This is a genomic window from Pseudomonas sp. S30_BP2TU TE3576 (assembly GCF_050436025.1).
Classification (GTDB): Bacteria; Pseudomonadota; Gammaproteobacteria; order Pseudomonadales; family Pseudomonadaceae; genus Aquipseudomonas.
Window position 1 is genome coordinate 1,186,317 of sequence record NZ_JBNDLK010000001.1, and the last position, 15,500, is coordinate 1,201,816.

Below are 15,500 nucleotides of genomic sequence, written 5' to 3' on the forward strand. Positions count from 1 at the left end.
GCATGCCCGCAGCAACTGCCGCAAGTCCCTGGTACAAGCACCTCTGGCCGTGGATCATCATCGGAATCCTGGCCTGTTCGGTGACCTTGACCTTGTCCATGGTGACCATCGCGGTGAACAACCCGGACAACCTGGTCAACGACAACTACTACGAGGCCGGCAAAGGCATCAATCGCTCCCTCGACCGCGAGCTGCTGGCCCAGAACCTGAAAATGCGCGCCAGCGTTCATCTTGATGACGTGACCGGCGAAGTTGACCTGCGCCTGAGCGGCGACAGCCAGCCCAGGACCCTGGAACTGAACCTGATCTCGCCGACCCAGCCAGAGAAGGATCGCAAGATCACCCTGACCCGCAGCGAAACCGAACAGGGCCGCTACATCGGCCAGTTGAGCGACAAGGTCGAAGGCCGGCGTTTTGTCGAGTTGCTCGGCACTCAGGACGACCACATCTGGCGCATGTTCGAAGAAGAACCGGTCAGCCATGACAAGGATCTGCTGCTCGGTGACGAACCGTTGCAAGGTGCCGAAGACCTGAAAAAGTAAAAGCTGCGCTCCGCGCATTCGCGGGCAAGCCCGCTCCCACAGTTGATCAATGTCATGCGCAGATTTTGCGTACACCGATGATCCCTGTGGGAGCGGGCTTGCCCGCGAAGAGGCCCTACTTGACGACAGAGATCCAGCGGCATTAATGAAAACCTCATGACCACCCCACTCCCCTGCTACCACTGCGCCCTGCCCGTCCCGACCGGCAGCCGCTTCACCGCCGCGGTCCTGGGGCAAACCCGCGAATTCTGCTGCCCGGGTTGCCAGGCCGTGGCCGAAGCCATTGTTGCTGGCGGCCTGGAAAACTATTACCAGCACCGCAGCGAAGCCTCGGCCAACCCTGAAGCGCTGCCAGTGCAACTGGTGGATGAACTGGCGCTGTACGACCGTGCCGATGTACAGCAGCCCTTTGTTCGCCACGAAGGCGAGCTCGCCGAAACCACACTATTGATGGAAGGCATCAGTTGCGCTGCCTGCGGCTGGCTGATCGAGAAACACCTGCGAACCTTGCCGGCGGTGGCTGAAGCGCGCCTGAACCTGTCCAACCATCGCCTGCACGTACGCTGGGCCGATGCGCAATTACCGCTGAGCCAGGTCCTCAGCGAACTGCGCCACATCGGTTACGCCGCACACCCGTATCAGGCCGACCGCGCCAGCGAACAACTGGCCAGCGAAAACCGTCTGGCCCTGCGCCAGCTTGGCGTGGCCGGATTGCTGTGGTTCCAGGCGATGATGGCAACCATGGCCACCTGGCCTGAATTCAACATCGACCTCAGTCCTGAACTGCACACCATCCTGCGTTGGGTCGCGCTGTTCCTCACCACCCCGATCGTGTTCTACAGCTGCGCGCCGTTCTTCAAAGGCGCCATGCGCGATTTGCGTACCCGCCACCTGACCATGGACGTTTCCGTGTCACTGGCCATCGGCAGCGCCTACGTTGCCGGAATCTGGACCTCGATCACCGGGGTCGGCGAATTGTATTTCGATGCCGTCGGCATGTTTGCCCTGTTCCTGCTGGCCGGGCGTTATCTGGAACGGCGCGCCCGCGAGCGCACAGCCGCCGCCACTGCGCAACTGGTCAACCTGTTGCCCGCCTCGTGCCTGCGCTTGACGCCTGACGGCCAGAGCGAACGCATTCTGCTCAGTGAACTGCGTGTCGGCGATCACGTGCTGGTTCATCCGGGCGCCATTCTCCCGGCTGACGGCAGGATCCTCGACGGCCAGTCGAGTGTCGACGAGTCGCTGCTGACCGGCGAATACCTGCCGCAACCCCGCACCCTCGGCGATGCGGTCACCGCTGGCACCCTGAACGTCGAAGGCGCGCTGACCGTCGAGGTCCAGGCCCTGGGCCAGGACACTCGCCTCTCGGCCATCGTTCGCCTGCTGGATCGCGCCCAGGCCGAAAAGCCGCGCCTGGCGGAAATCGCCGACCGCGCCGCGCAATGGTTCCTGCTGTTGTCGCTGATCGCTGCCGCCGCGATTGGGCTGCTGTGGTGGCAACTGGATGCCTCGCGGGCGTTCTGGATTGTGCTGGCGATGCTCGTGGCGACCTGCCCGTGTGCCTTGTCGCTGGCGACACCGACCGCACTCACCGCCGCCACCGGCACCTTGCACAAACTTGGCCTGCTGCTGACGCGCGGCCATGTGCTGGAAGGCCTGAACCAGATCGACACAGTGATTTTCGACAAGACCGGCACCCTCACCGAAGGGCGCCTGGCGCTACGCTCGATCCGCCCTCTCGGTCCGCTCGACAGTGATCAATGCCTGAGTCTCGCCGCGGCCCTGGAAAATCGCTCCGAACACCCGATCGCCCGTGCATTCGGACGCGCGCCGATGGCGGCCGAAGAAGTCCACAGCACCCCGGGACTCGGCCTGGAGGGTCTGGTCGAGGGGCGGCGCCTGCGCATCGGCCAACCGGGATTCGTCTGCGAACTCAGTGGCGCCGTGGTGCCGCCGATGCCCGAAGAAGCTGGCCAATGGCTGCTGCTGGGCGACAGCCAGGGACCGCTGGCCTGGCTCGTCCTCGATGATCGCTTGCGTACCGATGCGCCCGCGCTGCTGGCCGCGTGCAAGGCGCGTGGCTGGCGCACGCTGTTGTTGTCCGGCGACAGCTCGCCGATGGTCGCCAGCGTGGCGACGGAACTGGGCATCGATGAAGCCCGCGGCGGTTTGCGTCCGGACGATAAACTGCAAGTCTTGCAACAACTGCACAAAGAAGGTCGCAAGGTATTGATGCTGGGGGACGGGGTCAATGACGTGCCGGTGCTGGCGGCTGCGGATATCAGCATCGCCATGGGCTCGGCCACCGATCTGGCGAAAACCAGTGCCGATGCCGTGCTGCTGTCGAACCGCCTCGACGCGCTGGTGCAAGCCTTCAGTCTGGCACGGCGTACCCGTCGGGTGATTATCGAGAACCTGTTGTGGGCCGGGTTGTACAATGGCCTCATGTTGCCCTTCGCCGCTCTCGGCTGGATTACCCCGGTCTGGGCTGCGGTGGGCATGTCGATCAGTTCGTTGACCGTGGTGTTGAACGCCCTGCGCCTGACTCGAATGCCGAGCGCGCCCGCCCTCTCCACCACGCCAGAAACCCGCCCGCTGCCAGCCTGAGCCGCGCGGGCATGGAGTTCAGATGCCAGCTCTTTACGTGATGATTCCCGCTGCGCTGCTGATCGTGGCCATCGCCGTCTATATCTTCTTCTGGGCAGTCGACAGCGGTCAGTACGACGACCTCGACGGACCGGCCCACAGCATCCTGTTCGACGACCAGGACCCGAACCACACCGCCGCCGTCGACGAGGCCAGCGGCCAACCGGCCAAGCCGCAAGACAAGGCACCGCCCCATGTTTGAACTGGCGCCACTGCTGGTGTCGGCGGTGATCCTCGGCTTGCTCGGCGGCGGCCATTGCCTGGGCATGTGCGGCGGTTTGATGGGCGCACTGACCCTGGCGATTCCCAAGGAACAACGCAGCCGCCGCTTTCGCCTGCTGCTGGCCTACAACCTGGGGCGGATTCTGAGCTACGCCTGCGCCGGATTGCTGATCGGCCTGGCCGGATGGGCCGTGGCCAGCAGCCCGGCGGCGATGTTCCTGCGCATCCTCGCCGGATTGCTATTGATCGCCATGGGCCTGTACCTGGCCGGCTGGTGGAGCGGCCTGACCCGTATCGAAAGCCTCGGTCGAGGCTTGTGGCGGCATATTCAGCCCGTCGCCACCCGGTTGCTGCCGGTGTCGAGCGTTCCGCGCGCGCTGCTGTTGGGCGCCCTCTGGGGCTGGCTGCCATGCGGCCTGGTTTACAGCACATTGCTATGGTCGGCCAGTCAGGGTAACGCGCTGGACAGTGCATTGTTGATGCTTGCGTTCGGGCTCGGCACCTGGCCGGTGTTGCTGGCGACAGGCCTCGCCGCCGAGCGCATCACCGCACTGTTGCGCAAACGCAGTGTGCGGATGACAGGCGGGGTGCTGGTGATGCTGTTTGGCATCTGGACCTTGCCGGGGCCGCATCAGCATTGGCTCATGGGGCACTAGATCGGCGGCGCCCCCTTGTAGCAGCTGCCGAGCCTGCGAGGCTGCGTTCGGCGGCGCAGCCGTCGTAAACCCTGAGCACCAAATTCACCTGTAACACCGCACAGTCTGATTTCACGACGGCTCCGCCGCCGAACGCAGCCTCGCAGGCTCGGCAGCTGCTACAGGGTGATGTTTGGCAATGACACCCTTGATGCAAATCAAGATCCCCCAACCCGCCCTCGCATAAAGTGGCTGACACTGCCAGCCTATCCGGGGAATGCCCGCATGATGCTCGACGCCATTCGTTGGGACACTGATCTAATCCGCCGTTATGACCTGGCGGGACCACGCTACACCTCATACCCGACTGCCGTGCAATTCAACAGCCAGGTCGGCACCTTTGACCTGTTCCATGCCCTGCGCGACAGCCGCAAGGCCCAACGCCCGTTGTCGCTGTACGTGCACGTACCGTTCTGCGCGAACATTTGCTATTACTGCGCCTGCAACAAGGTCATCACCAAGGATCGCGGCCGGGCGCAGCCCTACTTGCAGCGCCTGGAACAGGAAATCCAGTTGATCGCCTGCCACCTCGACCCCAAGCAGAAAGTCGAGCAACTGCACTTCGGTGGCGGCACGCCCACTTTTCTCAGCCACGACGAGCTGCGCCAGTTGATGGCGCATTTGCGCAAACACTTCAATTTGCTGAACGACGACTCCGGTGACTACGGCATCGAAATCGACCCGCGCGAGGCCGACTGGTCGACCATGGGCCTGCTGCGCGAACTGGGTTTCAATCGGGTCAGCATCGGCCTGCAAGACCTCGACCCGGCGGTCCAGCGAGCGGTCAATCGCCTGCAAAGCCTGGAAGAAACCCGCGCCGTGATCGACGCCGCCCGCACCTTGCAGTTTCGTTCGATCAATATCGACCTGATCTACGGCCTGCCGAAACAGACGCCGGAAAACTTCGCCCGCACCGTCGAAGAGGTCATCCAGCTGCAACCGGACAGGTTATCGGTGTTCAACTACGCCCACCTGCCGGAACGCTTCATGCCGCAGCGACGCATCAACAGCAATGAACTGCCGACACCCGCGCAGAAGCTGGAAATGCTGCAGCGCACCATCGAACAACTGATCAGCGCCGGTTACCGCTACATCGGCATGGACCACTTCGCCCTTCCCGACGACGAGCTGGCGATCGCCCAGGAAGAATCGACCCTGCAACGCAACTTCCAGGGCTACACCACCCACGGTCATTGCGATTTGATCGGCCTCGGTGTCTCGGCGATCAGCCAGATCGGCGACCTTTACTGCCAGAACACCAGCGACCTGCATCAGTATCAGAACGCGCTCGCAGCGTCGCAACTGGCCACCAGCCGTGGCCTGTCATGCAACGCCGACGACCGCCTGCGGCGTGCGGTCATCCAGCAATTGATCTGCACCTTCAGCCTGGAATTTTCCGACATCGAACAGGCATTCAACATCGACTTCCAGGGCTATTTCGGCGAACTCTGGCCCCAACTGCAAGACATGGCCAAAGACGGGCTGATCGAACTCGACCGCGACAGGATCACCATCCTGCCCGCCGGGCGATTGTTGGTGCGCTCGGTGTGCATGGTTTTCGATGCGTATCTGGAACAACACGGGCGCCAGCGCTTTTCCCGGGTGATCTAGGCCGCTGCGACAAAGCGCCACGGACTGGCCTCAATCTGCCTGGGTGAGTTACCCTTACATCTTATGTGTGTTTTCCCACAAGGATTGAAGAAATGTCCGAGCCAGTAAAACTGCGCGCTCATAATCAAGCCCATTGCAAGGATTGCAGCCTGGCCCCTCTTTGCCTGCCACTTTCCTTGAATCTGGAAGACATGGATGCGCTGGACGAAATCGTCAAACGTGGCCGACCGCTGAAAAAAGGCGAATTTCTGTTCCGCCAGGGCGATACCTTCGATTCTGTTTACGCCGTCCGTTCTGGCGCCCTCAAGACCTTCGGCTTGAGCGACACCGGCGAAGAACAGCTCACCGGTTTTCACCTGCCCAGCGAACTGGTCGGCCTGTCGGGCATGGACACCGAAAAGCATCCAGTGTCGGCGCAAGCCCTGGAAACCACTTCAGTGTGCGAAATTCCCTTTGAACGTCTCGACGAACTGGCCCTGCAGCTGCCGCAGTTGCGCCGTCAGTTGATGCGCGTGATGAGCCGCGAAATCCGTGACGACCAGCAGATGATGCTGCTGCTGTCGAAAAAGACCGCCGACGAACGCATCGCCACGTTCCTGGTCAACCTCTCGGCACGCTTCCGCGCCCGGGGCTTTTCCGCCAATCAGTTCCGCCTGAGCATGTCGCGCAACGAAATCGGCAACTACTTGGGCCTGGCGGTGGAAACCGTGTCCCGCGTCTTTACGCGCTTCCAGCAAAACGAACTGATCGCGGCAGAAGGCAAGGAAATCCGGATTATCGACCCGATCCAGCTTTGCGCCCTGGCCGGTGGCTCACTGGAAAGCTGAAACAAACCGTTGCGGCTGAGCGAAACGGTTCAGCCGCCGTTATACTTTGTCGTTTGCAGCCCTGCCAGGATTCTTCGACTATGGCCTTCGACTCCTTCGACATCAAATCCCTTATCCGCCCTGTCATCGACTTCCCGAAACCGGGTGTGATCTTTCGCGACATCACCCCGCTGTTCCAGTCGCCCACGGCCCTGCGGCTGGTGATGGACAGCTTCGCCCATCGTTATGTCGAGGCTGACTTCACCCATATCGGCGCCATGGACGCCCGTGGCTTCCTGATCGGTTCAGTACTGGCCTATCAGTTGAACAAGCCGCTGGTGCTGTTTCGCAAGCAAGGCAAACTGCCGGCCGAAGTGCTGGCCGAGGGCTATGCGACCGAATACGGCGAAGCCTTCCTGGAAGTGCACGCCGACAGCTTGTGCGAAGGCGATTCGGTGGTGATGTTCGATGACCTGATCGCCACCGGCGGTACCCTGATTGCGGCAGCCAACCTGATCCGCCGCATGGGCGCGCGCGTGCATGAAGCGGCGGCGATTATCGACTTGCCGGAGCTGGGTGGTTCGCAGCGTCTGGAAGACATGGGCATTCCTACGTTCTGCCTGACGCAGTTTGCGCTGACTGATAAGTAATCTGGCGCCTGTACTGACGCCTTCGCGAGCAAGCCCGCTCCCACACTGGACTGTATTCTTCCTGAAAGAACACGATCGAATGTGGGAGCGGGCTTGCTCGCGAATGGCGTCAGCCGCCACACCACCAAACTCAAAGCCCCATCTGCTTGCTGATGATCTCGTTCATCACTTCCCGCGTCCCCCCGCCAATCGACAGGATCCGGTTGTCGCGATACAGCCGCTCCACCAGACTCTCGCGCATGTAACCCAGCCCACCCAATATCTGCACCGCATCGTTGACGATCCGGTCTGCCGTATCCGTCGCGAAATTCTTGGCCATGGAAATCTCCTTGATCACGCTCTGCCCCGCCGCCATTTTCGCGGCCTGGCGGTAAGTGAACTCCCGGGACACTTCCAGCGCGGTCGCCATCTCGGCGAGACGATGCTTGATCACCTGGAACTTGCCGATCGGCTTGCCAAAGGCTTCCCGCTGGCGCGCCCATTTCAGGCTCTCTTCCAGTGCAAGCTGTGCAGTCATGTTGGCCATCAATGCCAGGGCCAGGCGTTCGCTCTGGAAATTGCCCATGATGCAGGCAAAGCCCATGTTCTCGGCACCGATGAGATTTCCTGCGGGCACCCGGCAATCGTCGAAGAACAGTTCAGCCGTGTCTGACGCCCACCAACCCATTTTCTTCAGCTGCCGTCCTACGGTGAAACCGTGCGTGCCCTTCTCGATCAATAACAGGCTGATGCCAGAGAAACCTGGCTCGCCAGTGCGCACCGCGACGGTAAAGAAATCTGCGCGCACGCCGCTGGTGATGAAGGTTTTGCTGCCACTGACCCGGTAAAAACCGCCGTCGCGCACGGCACGGGTTTGCAGATTGGCGACGTCGGAGCCACCGCCGGGCTCGGTGATGGCCAGGGCACTGATCTTCTCTCCCGACAGCACCTGCGGCAGCACACGATCACGCACTTCGGGGCGGGCCCACTTGAGAATGGGCGGCAAGCCGATATCCAGCGAACCCAGGCCGGCAACCAGCCCGCCTGAGCCGCAGCGCATCAACTCTTCGCTGGCGGCAATCTTGGCGAACAAATCCCCCTCATGACTGCCTCCGTAAGCTTCGGGGTAACCGATGCCGAGAATCCCCGCCGCGCCGGCCTTGAGATAGAGCGCGCGAGGAAAGCTTTCGGCTTCTTCCCACTGTTCGATATCAGGAAGAATCTCGCGCTCGACGAAACGCCTGACGCTGTCACGGACCAATTGGTGGTTGGGGTCGAAGTATTCCTGAAAGGCAGACATCGGCGAGCTCCACTGAAGGGGTCAGTGAAGTTAACCGAGCGCTTGCTTGGTTTTCAACAGGATTGTGTGAATCGGTGAAACCGGGGCGCGCCCTTCGCGAGCAAGCCCGCTCCCACATTTGGAATGCAATCCCCTGTGGGAGCGGGCTTGCTCGCGAAGGGCGCCAGTAAAGACACCGCACAACTCAGAGCGAAATCGGCTTGCGCCCGGCAAACGAATGCGCCAGCGTGCCGCCATCCACCAGTTCCAGCTCACCACCGAGCGGTACGCCGTGGGCGATGCGCGAGGCGATCAGGCCTTTGCTGCTGAGCAACTGGGCGATGTAGTGCGCGGTGGCCTCACCTTCCACGGTCGGGTTGGTGGCCAGAATGACTTCGGTGAAAGTACCGGCCTCTTCGATCCGCGCCATCAATTGCGGAATGCCGATGGCCTCCGGGCCCAAACCGTCGAGCGGCGACAGATGCCCCTTGAGTACGAAATAGCGGCCGCGGTAACCGGTCTGCTCCACCGCATAGACGTCCATCGGACCTTCCACCACGCAGAGCAAGGTGTCGTCGCGGCGGGTATCGGCGCATTGCGGGCAGAGATCATCTTCAGTCAGCGTACGGCACAAACGGCAGTGGCCGACCCCTTCCATCGCCTGGCTCAGGGCCAGTGCCAGTCGTGAGCCACCGCTGCGGTCACGTTCGAGCAACTGCAACGCCATGCGCTGGGCGGTTTTCTGACCCACGCCGGGCAAAATTCGCAGGGCGTCGATCAGTTGGCGAATCAAAGGGCTGAAGCTCATGGTGGAAAAGTCCGACAAAACAACGAGACGCGGTTTATACCCGCGCCTCGGTTTAGCGTCAAATTGCAGCGTCAATTACTCAGTCCCGGGAAACCCGAACCACCAGTTTGCCAAAGTTGCGGCCCTCCAGCAGGCCAATGAACGCGTCGGGAGCCTGTTCCAGGCCATCGACCACGTCCTCGCGGAACTTCACCTTGCCATCGCGTACCCACGGCGCCATGGCGCTGAGGAATTCCGGTTGGCGATCACCATAGTCATCGAACACGATGAAGCCCTGGATGCGCACACGCTTGGTCAACAGCGTGCGTTGCAACAGTGGCAGGCGATCCGGTCCGCTCGGCGCTTCATAGGCGTTGTAGGAGGCAATCAGGCCGCAGAGTGGAATCCGCGCCTTGGGATTGAGCAACGGCACCACGGCGTCGAATACCTTGCCACCGACGTTTTCATAATAAATGTCGATACCCTTGGGACAGGCCTGTGCCAGCTCCTCAGCAAAGTCCGGGCTCCTGTGGTCGATGCAGGCATCGAAGCCCAGTTCTTCGACGACATAACGGCACTTGTTCGCGCCACCCGCCACACCAACCACGCGCAGGCCTTTGATCTTCGCCACCTGGCCGACCACCGAACCTACCGCGCCGGATGCGGCTGCCACCACCAGGGTTTCGCCGGCCTTGGGTTGGCCGATGTCCATCAGCCCCATGTACGCGGTCATGCCCGGCATGCCCAGCACCCCGAGGGCCATCGAAGGACTGGGCAGGCCTTTGGGCACCGGGATGATGCTGCGCCCGTCATTGATGCTGTGGCTTTGCCAACCGGTGGCACCGACCACCAGATCACCTTCCTGAAACTTTGGATTAAGGGAACGCTCGACCCGGCTGACCGCGCCCCCGGTCATGACTTCGCCGATTTCCACCGGTGCCGCGTAGGACGGTGCATCACTCATGCGTCCGCGCATGTAGGGATCCAGCGACAGGAAAACGGTCTTGAGCAGCACCTGACCGTCGGCCAGATCCGGTAGCGCCACCCGCTCCATGCGGAAGTTTTCCGGCGTTGGCGCGCCGACCGGGCGAGAAGCCAGGACAATACGTTGATTGAGGGGAATGGGGTCGGACATGGCAGCGTCTCCTGTGAACAATGGGGTTCAGTGATATAGGGAGCAGACCTTTGTGGCGGTATGGCGTTCGATGTGTTTTCAGTTGCACCGGGGGTGACTTCATCGCGAGCAAGCTCGCTCCCACAGGGGATTCTCGCCGTACACAAATCCACTGTGGGAGCGAGCTTGCTCGCGATGACGGCAATTCAGACACCACATTTCCAATGCCAGAAACAAAAATGCCAAGCGCAATGCCTGGCATTTTTTGTAGCTCATTTGCTGCCTGAAGGCGAATCAGAACGGCAGTTTCATACCCGGTGGCAGTTGCATGCCGGCAGTCATGCTGCCCATTTTTTCCTGGCTGTTGGCTTCGATCTTGCGCACGGCGTCGTTGACCGCTGCCGCGACGACCGCTTCCAGCATTTCCTTGTCGTCTTCGCTCAGGCCTTCAACCAGGCTTGGGTCGATGGTGACGCTCTTGACGTCATGACGACCGGTCATCACCACGGTGACCATATCGCCACCGGCCTTACCGGTGACTTCGGCGTTGGCCAGCTCTTCCTGCATCTTGGCCATTTTTTCCTGCATCTGCTGCGCCTGCTTCATCAGGCCGGCCATGCCACCTTTCATCATGGTAATCACCTCAAAAGTACTTGGATAAAAACAGCGCCCGGCGGAGTGTAGCCGAGCGCCTTCAGTTATTAGCCCTGAGTGACCAGGGCGTCGACAGGTTCAATAGTATCGTTACGGATCACCGCACCGAACTGCTGCATCATTTGCTGGATGAACGGATCACCGTGGATCGATTCCTCCGCCTCGCGCTGCCGGTCGGCGCGGCGACGGGACGCCGCTTGTGCCGGGGTTTCCTGCTCGGGCTTGATCAGCTCGATGCTCAGGGTCAGCGTGCGCTGGTGATACTGGTTCAGCGCATCGTTGAGGCGACGCTGCTGAGTGGCGTTGAACAAGGCGCTGTGGGCCGGGTCCAGGTGCATCAGCCAATTGTCGCCATCCACCGCGATCAGCGTGCAGTTGGCGGCGATGCTGCCGGTCATGCCGGAAATCGGCAATTTCGGGAACAGCTCCAGCCATTGCAGGGCCAGGCCGGTGGCCGGCATTGCCGCGGGCTCAGGCTCGGGCTCCGGAGCCGGATCGGCGGCATGCTCGCTGGCCAGTTCGTCGAGGTAACTGTAGGCCGAATCCATGTCCGGCTCGATGTAATCCTCGTCCAGCGGCGGCTCGTCATCCAGGTCCATGCCCGGCGTCGCGGCATCGACGTCGGCCACCGAAGGCTCCGGGATTGGCGCGGCGGCCCACTCCGGGGCGTCCGGCACCACGCTGTCCGGCGTCGGCAGTGGTATCGGCGGTAATTCGGGTTGTTCGCTGGCGGTTTCCAGCACCGGTTCCACTGCGGGCTGCTGAACGGGTGCGGGTTCGACCGGGTCATTCCACGGCAGGTCGACAACCTCTTCGACCACAACCGCTTCAACCACAGGCACAGGCGCAGGATCTGGCACAACGATCGGCTCCGGTGCAGGCGCTGGAGCCGCCGCTGGCGCTTGCGGCGCAGCCGCGATCGGTGCAACGGCCGCAGCGACTACCGGCGCAACAACCGGCGCGGCAGCCACTGAATTTGCGGAATCAACTGTGGCCTGGCTGATCCCCACTGGCTTTAGCGGTTGTCTCGGGGCATCCGCAGTGTCTGCGGGCCGGAACGCCAGCATCCGCAGCAGCACCATTTCAAAACCGCCCCGGGGATCCGGCGCCAGCGGCAGGTCGCGTCGGCCGATCAGGCCCATCTGGTAATAAAACTGCACGTCTTCGGCCGGCAAAGCCTGGGCCAGTGCCAGCACGCGGTCACGGTCGCCGTGACCGTTATCGACACCCTCCGGCAAGGCCTGGGCGATGGCAACGCGGTGCAGCACATTGAGAATTTCCGAGAGCACGCCATTCCAGTCCGGGCCTTGTTCGGCCAGGTGGCGGACGGCTTCGAGCAACGCCCTGGCATCGCCTTCGATCAGCGCATGCAGGACGTCATAGACCTGCCCGTGATCGAGGGTCCCGAGCATCGCCCGCACGTCGGCGGCCATGACCTTGCCTTCACCGAAGGCAATCGCCTGGTCGGTCAGGCTCATGGCATCACGCATCGACCCGTCGGCGGCACGGCCCAGCAACCACAGCGCATCGTCTTCGAACGGCACGTTCTCGACGCCCAGCACGTGGGTCAAATGCTCGACGACGCGTTCCGGCGTCATGTTCTTCAGGGAGAACTGCAGGCACCGCGACAGAATCGTTGCAGGAAGTTTCTGCGGGTCGGTCGTGGCCAGGATGAACTTGACGTAGGGTGGCGGCTCTTCGAGGGTTTTGAGCAGTGCGTTGAAGGAATGGCTGGAGAGCATGTGCACTTCGTCGATCAGGTAGACCTTGAAGCGCCCACGGCTCGGGGCGTACTGCACGTTGTCGAGCAACTCGCGGGTGTCTTCGACCTTGGTGCGGCTCGCGGCGTCGATCTCGATCAGGTCGACAAAGCGGCCCTCGTCGATTTCGCGGCACACCGAGCATTCGCCACAGGGGGTCGAAGTGATACCTGTCTCACAGTTCAGGCATTTGGCAATGATCCGCGCGATGGTGGTCTTGCCGACCCCCCGGGTACCGGTAAACAGGTACGCGTGGTGCAGCCGCTGGCTGTCCAAGGCATTGATCAGAGCCTTGAGCACATGGGTCTGGCCGACCATTTCGCGGAACGAGCGCGGACGCCATTTACGTGCAAGAACCTGATAACTCATCGAAAACCGTCGCAGCGAAGGAAGCAGAAGCGGCTAATGCTAGCGGAGCAAGGCACAAATTGCATCCGGTGCGCTCGTCTATTCTGGCTAAGCTGCACATCGCAGGCATTTAATGGAGTGTTTATGCGGCTGGCCTTGGGGATATTGCTGTTGATCAGCCTGGACGGCGTGGCCGCGCAAGCGCCGCTGCGCTTCGTGATATCCGACAGCTGGACCATGCCCATGGTGCAACTTGAACGGGGTCAGCCGACCCAGGGCATCCTGTATGACGTGATGGTCAGCCTCGCGACTCGGGTCGGCGTACCGGCCGAATTCCATGTATTGCCCCGCGGGCGGGTGCAAAACGCCATGGAGCAAGGCGAGGTCGATGTGCGCTGCTATGCCGCGCAATCGTGGCTGCCCAAACCGTCCGGCGATTATCTCTGGAGCATCCCCCTATTCACTCAACCTGACGTGTTGATCGCCCGGCATGCGCCGCCCACCACAGTCAAACCCGCCGATTTGCCGCAACAGCCCATAGGCACCGTGCTGGGCTACAGCTACCCGACCCTGCAGCCGCTGTTCGACGGTGGCCAACTGCATCGCGACGACGCTCGCAATCAGGAACAGGTGCTGGAAAAACTCCTGGCCGGCCGCAATCGCTATGCCGTCAGCAATCAATGGAGCCTGGACCGGTTCAATCAACGCCTGCTGCCGGAACAGCAACTGCAAGGCGTGGCGGTGCTGCAGGAACACCGTATCGGTTGCTACGTGCGCAACGACCCGCAAGTCCCGGTGCAGCGCATTCTGAGCACCCTGGTGCAGATGAAGATGTCCGGCGAGATCGATGAGATTGTCCGGCTGTATATCGGTGGCGAGCCTGCGGCTGTGGATAAACCGCAAACGACAAAAAACCGCCCCGGACAAGATCCTGGCAGTTAGCAAAAGTCTGTTTCAGAAAGATAACGCGAGAGAACACTCGCGTAGCGTTAAGGTGGTAACCCTACCAGCCACACCCCGGCACACAATGTCACCGCTGCGGCTGCTCCCTTCCAGGCCTGACCGGGTTCACGGCTGATCGTTGCGGGGGGACCGATAGGGTCACCATAACGACGCTCACCTGTCGGCGAGCCGCGCCATTGTACCTATCTGAGGCGAAGTTACAACCGTTGGTTTCAGATTAAAAACATGAGGGGGTTCAAGCACTTGCTATTGTGCTTGAAGCATCTCATCCGCCCTGCCGCCCTCCCGCTGAATCACCAGGTGGATAAAGTGCAGCTTGGCGATTACCGCCGGCGGCAGGACGAACGGATAAAAATCCGGTTGCCCCATGCTGCGCGACAGCTCATTGAGCATGCCGGCCAGTTCGATCCACGCATTGACGAACGTCAGAAACGCCGCGCCACCGGGATGCTGCGGATCGTAGAGGGTTTCGGGTGGAAACGGCTGATAGTCGAAATCCATTTCCCGGGCACTCATGCCAAAGCCCAGCGCGGTATCCACGGCGTCCATCATGTGCAGGTAATGCGCCCAGGTTTCCGCCCAGTCTTCCCACGGGTGCATGGTCGCGTAGGCGCTGACGTAGTGCTGCTGCCAGTCGAGCGGTGCACCCTGCTGATAATGCCGCTCGAGGGCATCGGCATAACGGGCGCGCTCATCGCCAAACAATCCACGAAACGGCTCAAGCCAATGGCTGTCAGCGATCAATCGATCCCAGTAGTAATGCCCGACCTCGTGACGGAAATGCCCGAGCAGCGTGCGATAGGGTTCGTGCATTTGCACCCGCACCTGCTCGCGATGGGCATCGTCGGCCTCCTTGATATCGAGGGTGATCAGCCCGTTGGCATGGCCCGTGGTGGGCAGTTTGCCTTCCAGGTCGACACCGATGAAATCGAACGCCAACCCCGTCGCCTCGTCCACGGATTTCGGGATAACAGATAACCCCAGGCTGAGCAACTGCGCGATCAGCCGGCGCTTGGCGGTTTCCACCTTGCGCCAGCGTTCGTGATTGTCCGCGATCGACAGGTCGGGAATCGTGCGATTCAAGCTACAAGCGATGCATAAGGTTTCGTGATGATTAGCCGGGAGCAGCCAATTACACGCAGCAGGAGAATCGAGATTGGCGCAGCGGCGGAACGCCCCAGCCTCCGGATCGGCGTCGAGCCACCAGGTGTCGGGGTGTTCGCCCGGTTGCAGCGAAGATAAACGGCTTTGCTCAGGCTGATACCCAAGGGCTGCCGAACACGCCAGGCACTGGCTGTTGCGAAAGAACAGCGACTGCCCGCAACGACAGGGCCAGACTTTGCTGTTGCGCGAGCTTTCGCCCATGAACGGTGCGGTAATGCGCGAACTGAGCTGTTCGAAGAAACGGTACATGGTGATCTCTCCCTGGAGCTTGCCAAGACTA

At 61.6% G+C, this 15,500-nt stretch carries 14 protein-coding genes and 1 other RNA gene; 8 read left to right on the forward strand and 7 right to left on the reverse strand.

Translation table 11 applies throughout. The annotated features are described in order from the left end of the window. Positions 1-2 precede the first annotated feature (2 nt). The 7 genes from ABIA48_RS05380 (at position 3) to ABIA48_RS05410 (ending at position 7,172) form a co-directional block, all read left to right on the forward strand. Positions 3-542: a FixH family protein gene (locus ABIA48_RS05380; RefSeq protein WP_429487318.1), complete on the forward strand. Its 540-nt coding sequence runs from the start codon at positions 3-5 to the stop codon at positions 540-542. Between the two features lie 156 nt (positions 543-698). Continuing rightward, positions 699-3,149 carry a heavy metal translocating P-type ATPase gene (locus ABIA48_RS05385; RefSeq protein ID WP_429487319.1) on the forward strand — a complete coding sequence of 817 codons (2,451 nt, stop codon included), beginning with the start codon at positions 699-701 and terminating at the stop codon, positions 3,147-3,149. A gap of 22 nt (positions 3,150-3,171) precedes the next feature. Next, entirely contained in the window at positions 3,172-3,390 is a 219-nt protein-coding gene (ccoS, locus tag ABIA48_RS05390) for a cbb3-type cytochrome oxidase assembly protein CcoS (protein WP_110662431.1), read from the forward strand. Next, positions 3,383-4,066 carry a sulfite exporter TauE/SafE family protein gene (locus tag ABIA48_RS05395; RefSeq protein WP_429487320.1) on the forward strand — a complete coding sequence of 228 codons (684 nt, stop codon included), beginning with the start codon at positions 3,383-3,385 and terminating at the stop codon, positions 4,064-4,066. Before ccoS ends, ABIA48_RS05395 begins: the two co-directional genes overlap by 8 nt. Positions 4,067-4,333: 267 nt before the next feature. Continuing rightward, complete coding sequence (hemN, locus tag ABIA48_RS05400; protein ID WP_429492802.1) at positions 4,334-5,716, forward strand: oxygen-independent coproporphyrinogen III oxidase; 1,383 nt, start codon at positions 4,334-4,336, stop codon at positions 5,714-5,716. 92 nt (positions 5,717-5,808) lie between these two features. Beyond that, the gene (gene fnr / locus ABIA48_RS05405; protein WP_310063058.1) at positions 5,809-6,543 is read left to right on the forward strand and encodes a fumarate/nitrate reduction transcriptional regulator Fnr; all 735 of its coding nucleotides are present in this window, start codon (positions 5,809-5,811) and stop codon (positions 6,541-6,543) included. Between the two features lie 80 nt (positions 6,544-6,623). Further along, on the forward strand, positions 6,624-7,172 hold the full coding sequence (locus tag ABIA48_RS05410; RefSeq protein WP_085716790.1) for an adenine phosphoribosyltransferase: 549 nt from the start codon (positions 6,624-6,626) through the stop codon (positions 7,170-7,172). A gap of 130 nt (positions 7,173-7,302) precedes the next feature. Here the strand turns inward: ABIA48_RS05410 and ABIA48_RS05415 are convergent, their stop codons facing one another. The 5 genes from ABIA48_RS05415 to dnaX form a co-directional block, all read right to left on the reverse strand. After that, positions 7,303-8,451 (reverse strand): acyl-CoA dehydrogenase family protein, encoded by a 1,149-nt coding sequence (locus ABIA48_RS05415; RefSeq protein ID WP_429487321.1) that lies wholly within the window; start codon positions 8,449-8,451, stop codon positions 7,303-7,305. A 184-nt stretch (positions 8,452-8,635) separates the two neighbouring features. Further along, the gene (gene recR, locus ABIA48_RS05420) at positions 8,636-9,238 is read right to left on the reverse strand and encodes a recombination mediator RecR (protein WP_007985916.1); all 603 of its coding nucleotides are present in this window, start codon (positions 9,236-9,238) and stop codon (positions 8,636-8,638) included. A gap of 79 nt (positions 9,239-9,317) precedes the next feature. Further along, positions 9,318-10,352 (reverse strand): NADP-dependent oxidoreductase, encoded by a 1,035-nt coding sequence (locus ABIA48_RS05425; RefSeq protein ID WP_429487322.1) that lies wholly within the window; start codon positions 10,350-10,352, stop codon positions 9,318-9,320. Positions 10,353-10,625: 273 nt separating this feature from the next. After that, on the reverse strand, positions 10,626-10,964 hold the full coding sequence (locus tag ABIA48_RS05430; protein WP_007985911.1) for a YbaB/EbfC family nucleoid-associated protein: 339 nt from the start codon (positions 10,962-10,964) through the stop codon (positions 10,626-10,628). Positions 10,965-11,032: 68 nt separating this feature from the next. Further along, complete coding sequence (gene dnaX / locus ABIA48_RS05435; RefSeq protein WP_429487323.1) at positions 11,033-13,114, reverse strand: DNA polymerase III subunit gamma/tau; 2,082 nt, start codon at positions 13,112-13,114, stop codon at positions 11,033-11,035. Positions 13,115-13,237: 123 nt separating this feature from the next. Here dnaX and ABIA48_RS05440 point away from each other — a divergent pair, with 123 nt between their 5' ends. Further along, positions 13,238-14,035, forward strand: coding sequence for a substrate-binding periplasmic protein (locus ABIA48_RS05440; RefSeq protein WP_429487324.1), 798 nt, complete (start codon positions 13,238-13,240; stop codon positions 14,033-14,035). 59 nt (positions 14,036-14,094) lie between these two features. Here ABIA48_RS05440 and ffs read toward each other — a convergent pair. Together ffs and ABIA48_RS05450 are read right to left on the reverse strand one after the other, a co-directional pair. Further along, an RNA gene (gene ffs / locus ABIA48_RS05445) (signal recognition particle sRNA small type) lies at positions 14,095-14,191 on the reverse strand. A 111-nt stretch (positions 14,192-14,302) separates the two neighbouring features. Then, a complete protein-coding gene (locus ABIA48_RS05450; protein WP_429487325.1) occupies positions 14,303-15,469 on the reverse strand; it encodes a zinc-binding metallopeptidase family protein in 1,167 nt (388 codons plus the stop codon). Positions 15,470-15,500: the final 31 nt, after the last annotated feature.

Excerpts from the sequence above, each read along its gene's own strand:
- dnaX (WP_429487323.1), bottom strand. The coding sequence starts at position 13,114 with ATGAGTTATCAGGTTCTTGCACGTAAATGGCGTCCGCGCTCGTTCCGC.
- ABIA48_RS05415 (WP_429487321.1), bottom strand. The coding sequence starts at position 8,451 with ATGTCTGCCTTTCAGGAATACTTCGACCCCAACCACCAATTGGTCCGT.
- fnr (WP_310063058.1), top strand. The coding sequence starts at position 5,809 with ATGTCCGAGCCAGTAAAACTGCGCGCTCATAATCAAGCCCATTGCAAG.
- recR (WP_007985916.1), bottom strand. The coding sequence starts at position 9,238 with ATGAGCTTCAGCCCTTTGATTCGCCAACTGATCGACGCCCTGCGAATT.
- ABIA48_RS05385 (WP_429487319.1), top strand. The coding sequence starts at position 699 with ATGACCACCCCACTCCCCTGCTACCACTGCGCCCTGCCCGTCCCGACC.
- ABIA48_RS05395 (WP_429487320.1), top strand. The coding sequence starts at position 3,383 with ATGTTTGAACTGGCGCCACTGCTGGTGTCGGCGGTGATCCTCGGCTTG.
- hemN (WP_429492802.1), top strand. The coding sequence starts at position 4,334 with ATGCTCGACGCCATTCGTTGGGACACTGATCTAATCCGCCGTTATGAC.
- ccoS (WP_110662431.1), top strand. The coding sequence starts at position 3,172 with ATGCCAGCTCTTTACGTGATGATTCCCGCTGCGCTGCTGATCGTGGCC.
- ABIA48_RS05380 (WP_429487318.1), top strand. The coding sequence starts at position 3 with ATGCCCGCAGCAACTGCCGCAAGTCCCTGGTACAAGCACCTCTGGCCG.
- ABIA48_RS05430 (WP_007985911.1), bottom strand. The coding sequence starts at position 10,964 with ATGATGAAAGGTGGCATGGCCGGCCTGATGAAGCAGGCGCAGCAGATG.
- ABIA48_RS05450 (WP_429487325.1), bottom strand. The coding sequence starts at position 15,469 with ATGTACCGTTTCTTCGAACAGCTCAGTTCGCGCATTACCGCACCGTTC.
- ABIA48_RS05410 (WP_085716790.1), top strand. The coding sequence starts at position 6,624 with ATGGCCTTCGACTCCTTCGACATCAAATCCCTTATCCGCCCTGTCATC.
- ABIA48_RS05440 (WP_429487324.1), top strand. The coding sequence starts at position 13,238 with ATGCGGCTGGCCTTGGGGATATTGCTGTTGATCAGCCTGGACGGCGTG.
- ABIA48_RS05425 (WP_429487322.1), bottom strand. The coding sequence starts at position 10,352 with ATGTCCGACCCCATTCCCCTCAATCAACGTATTGTCCTGGCTTCTCGC.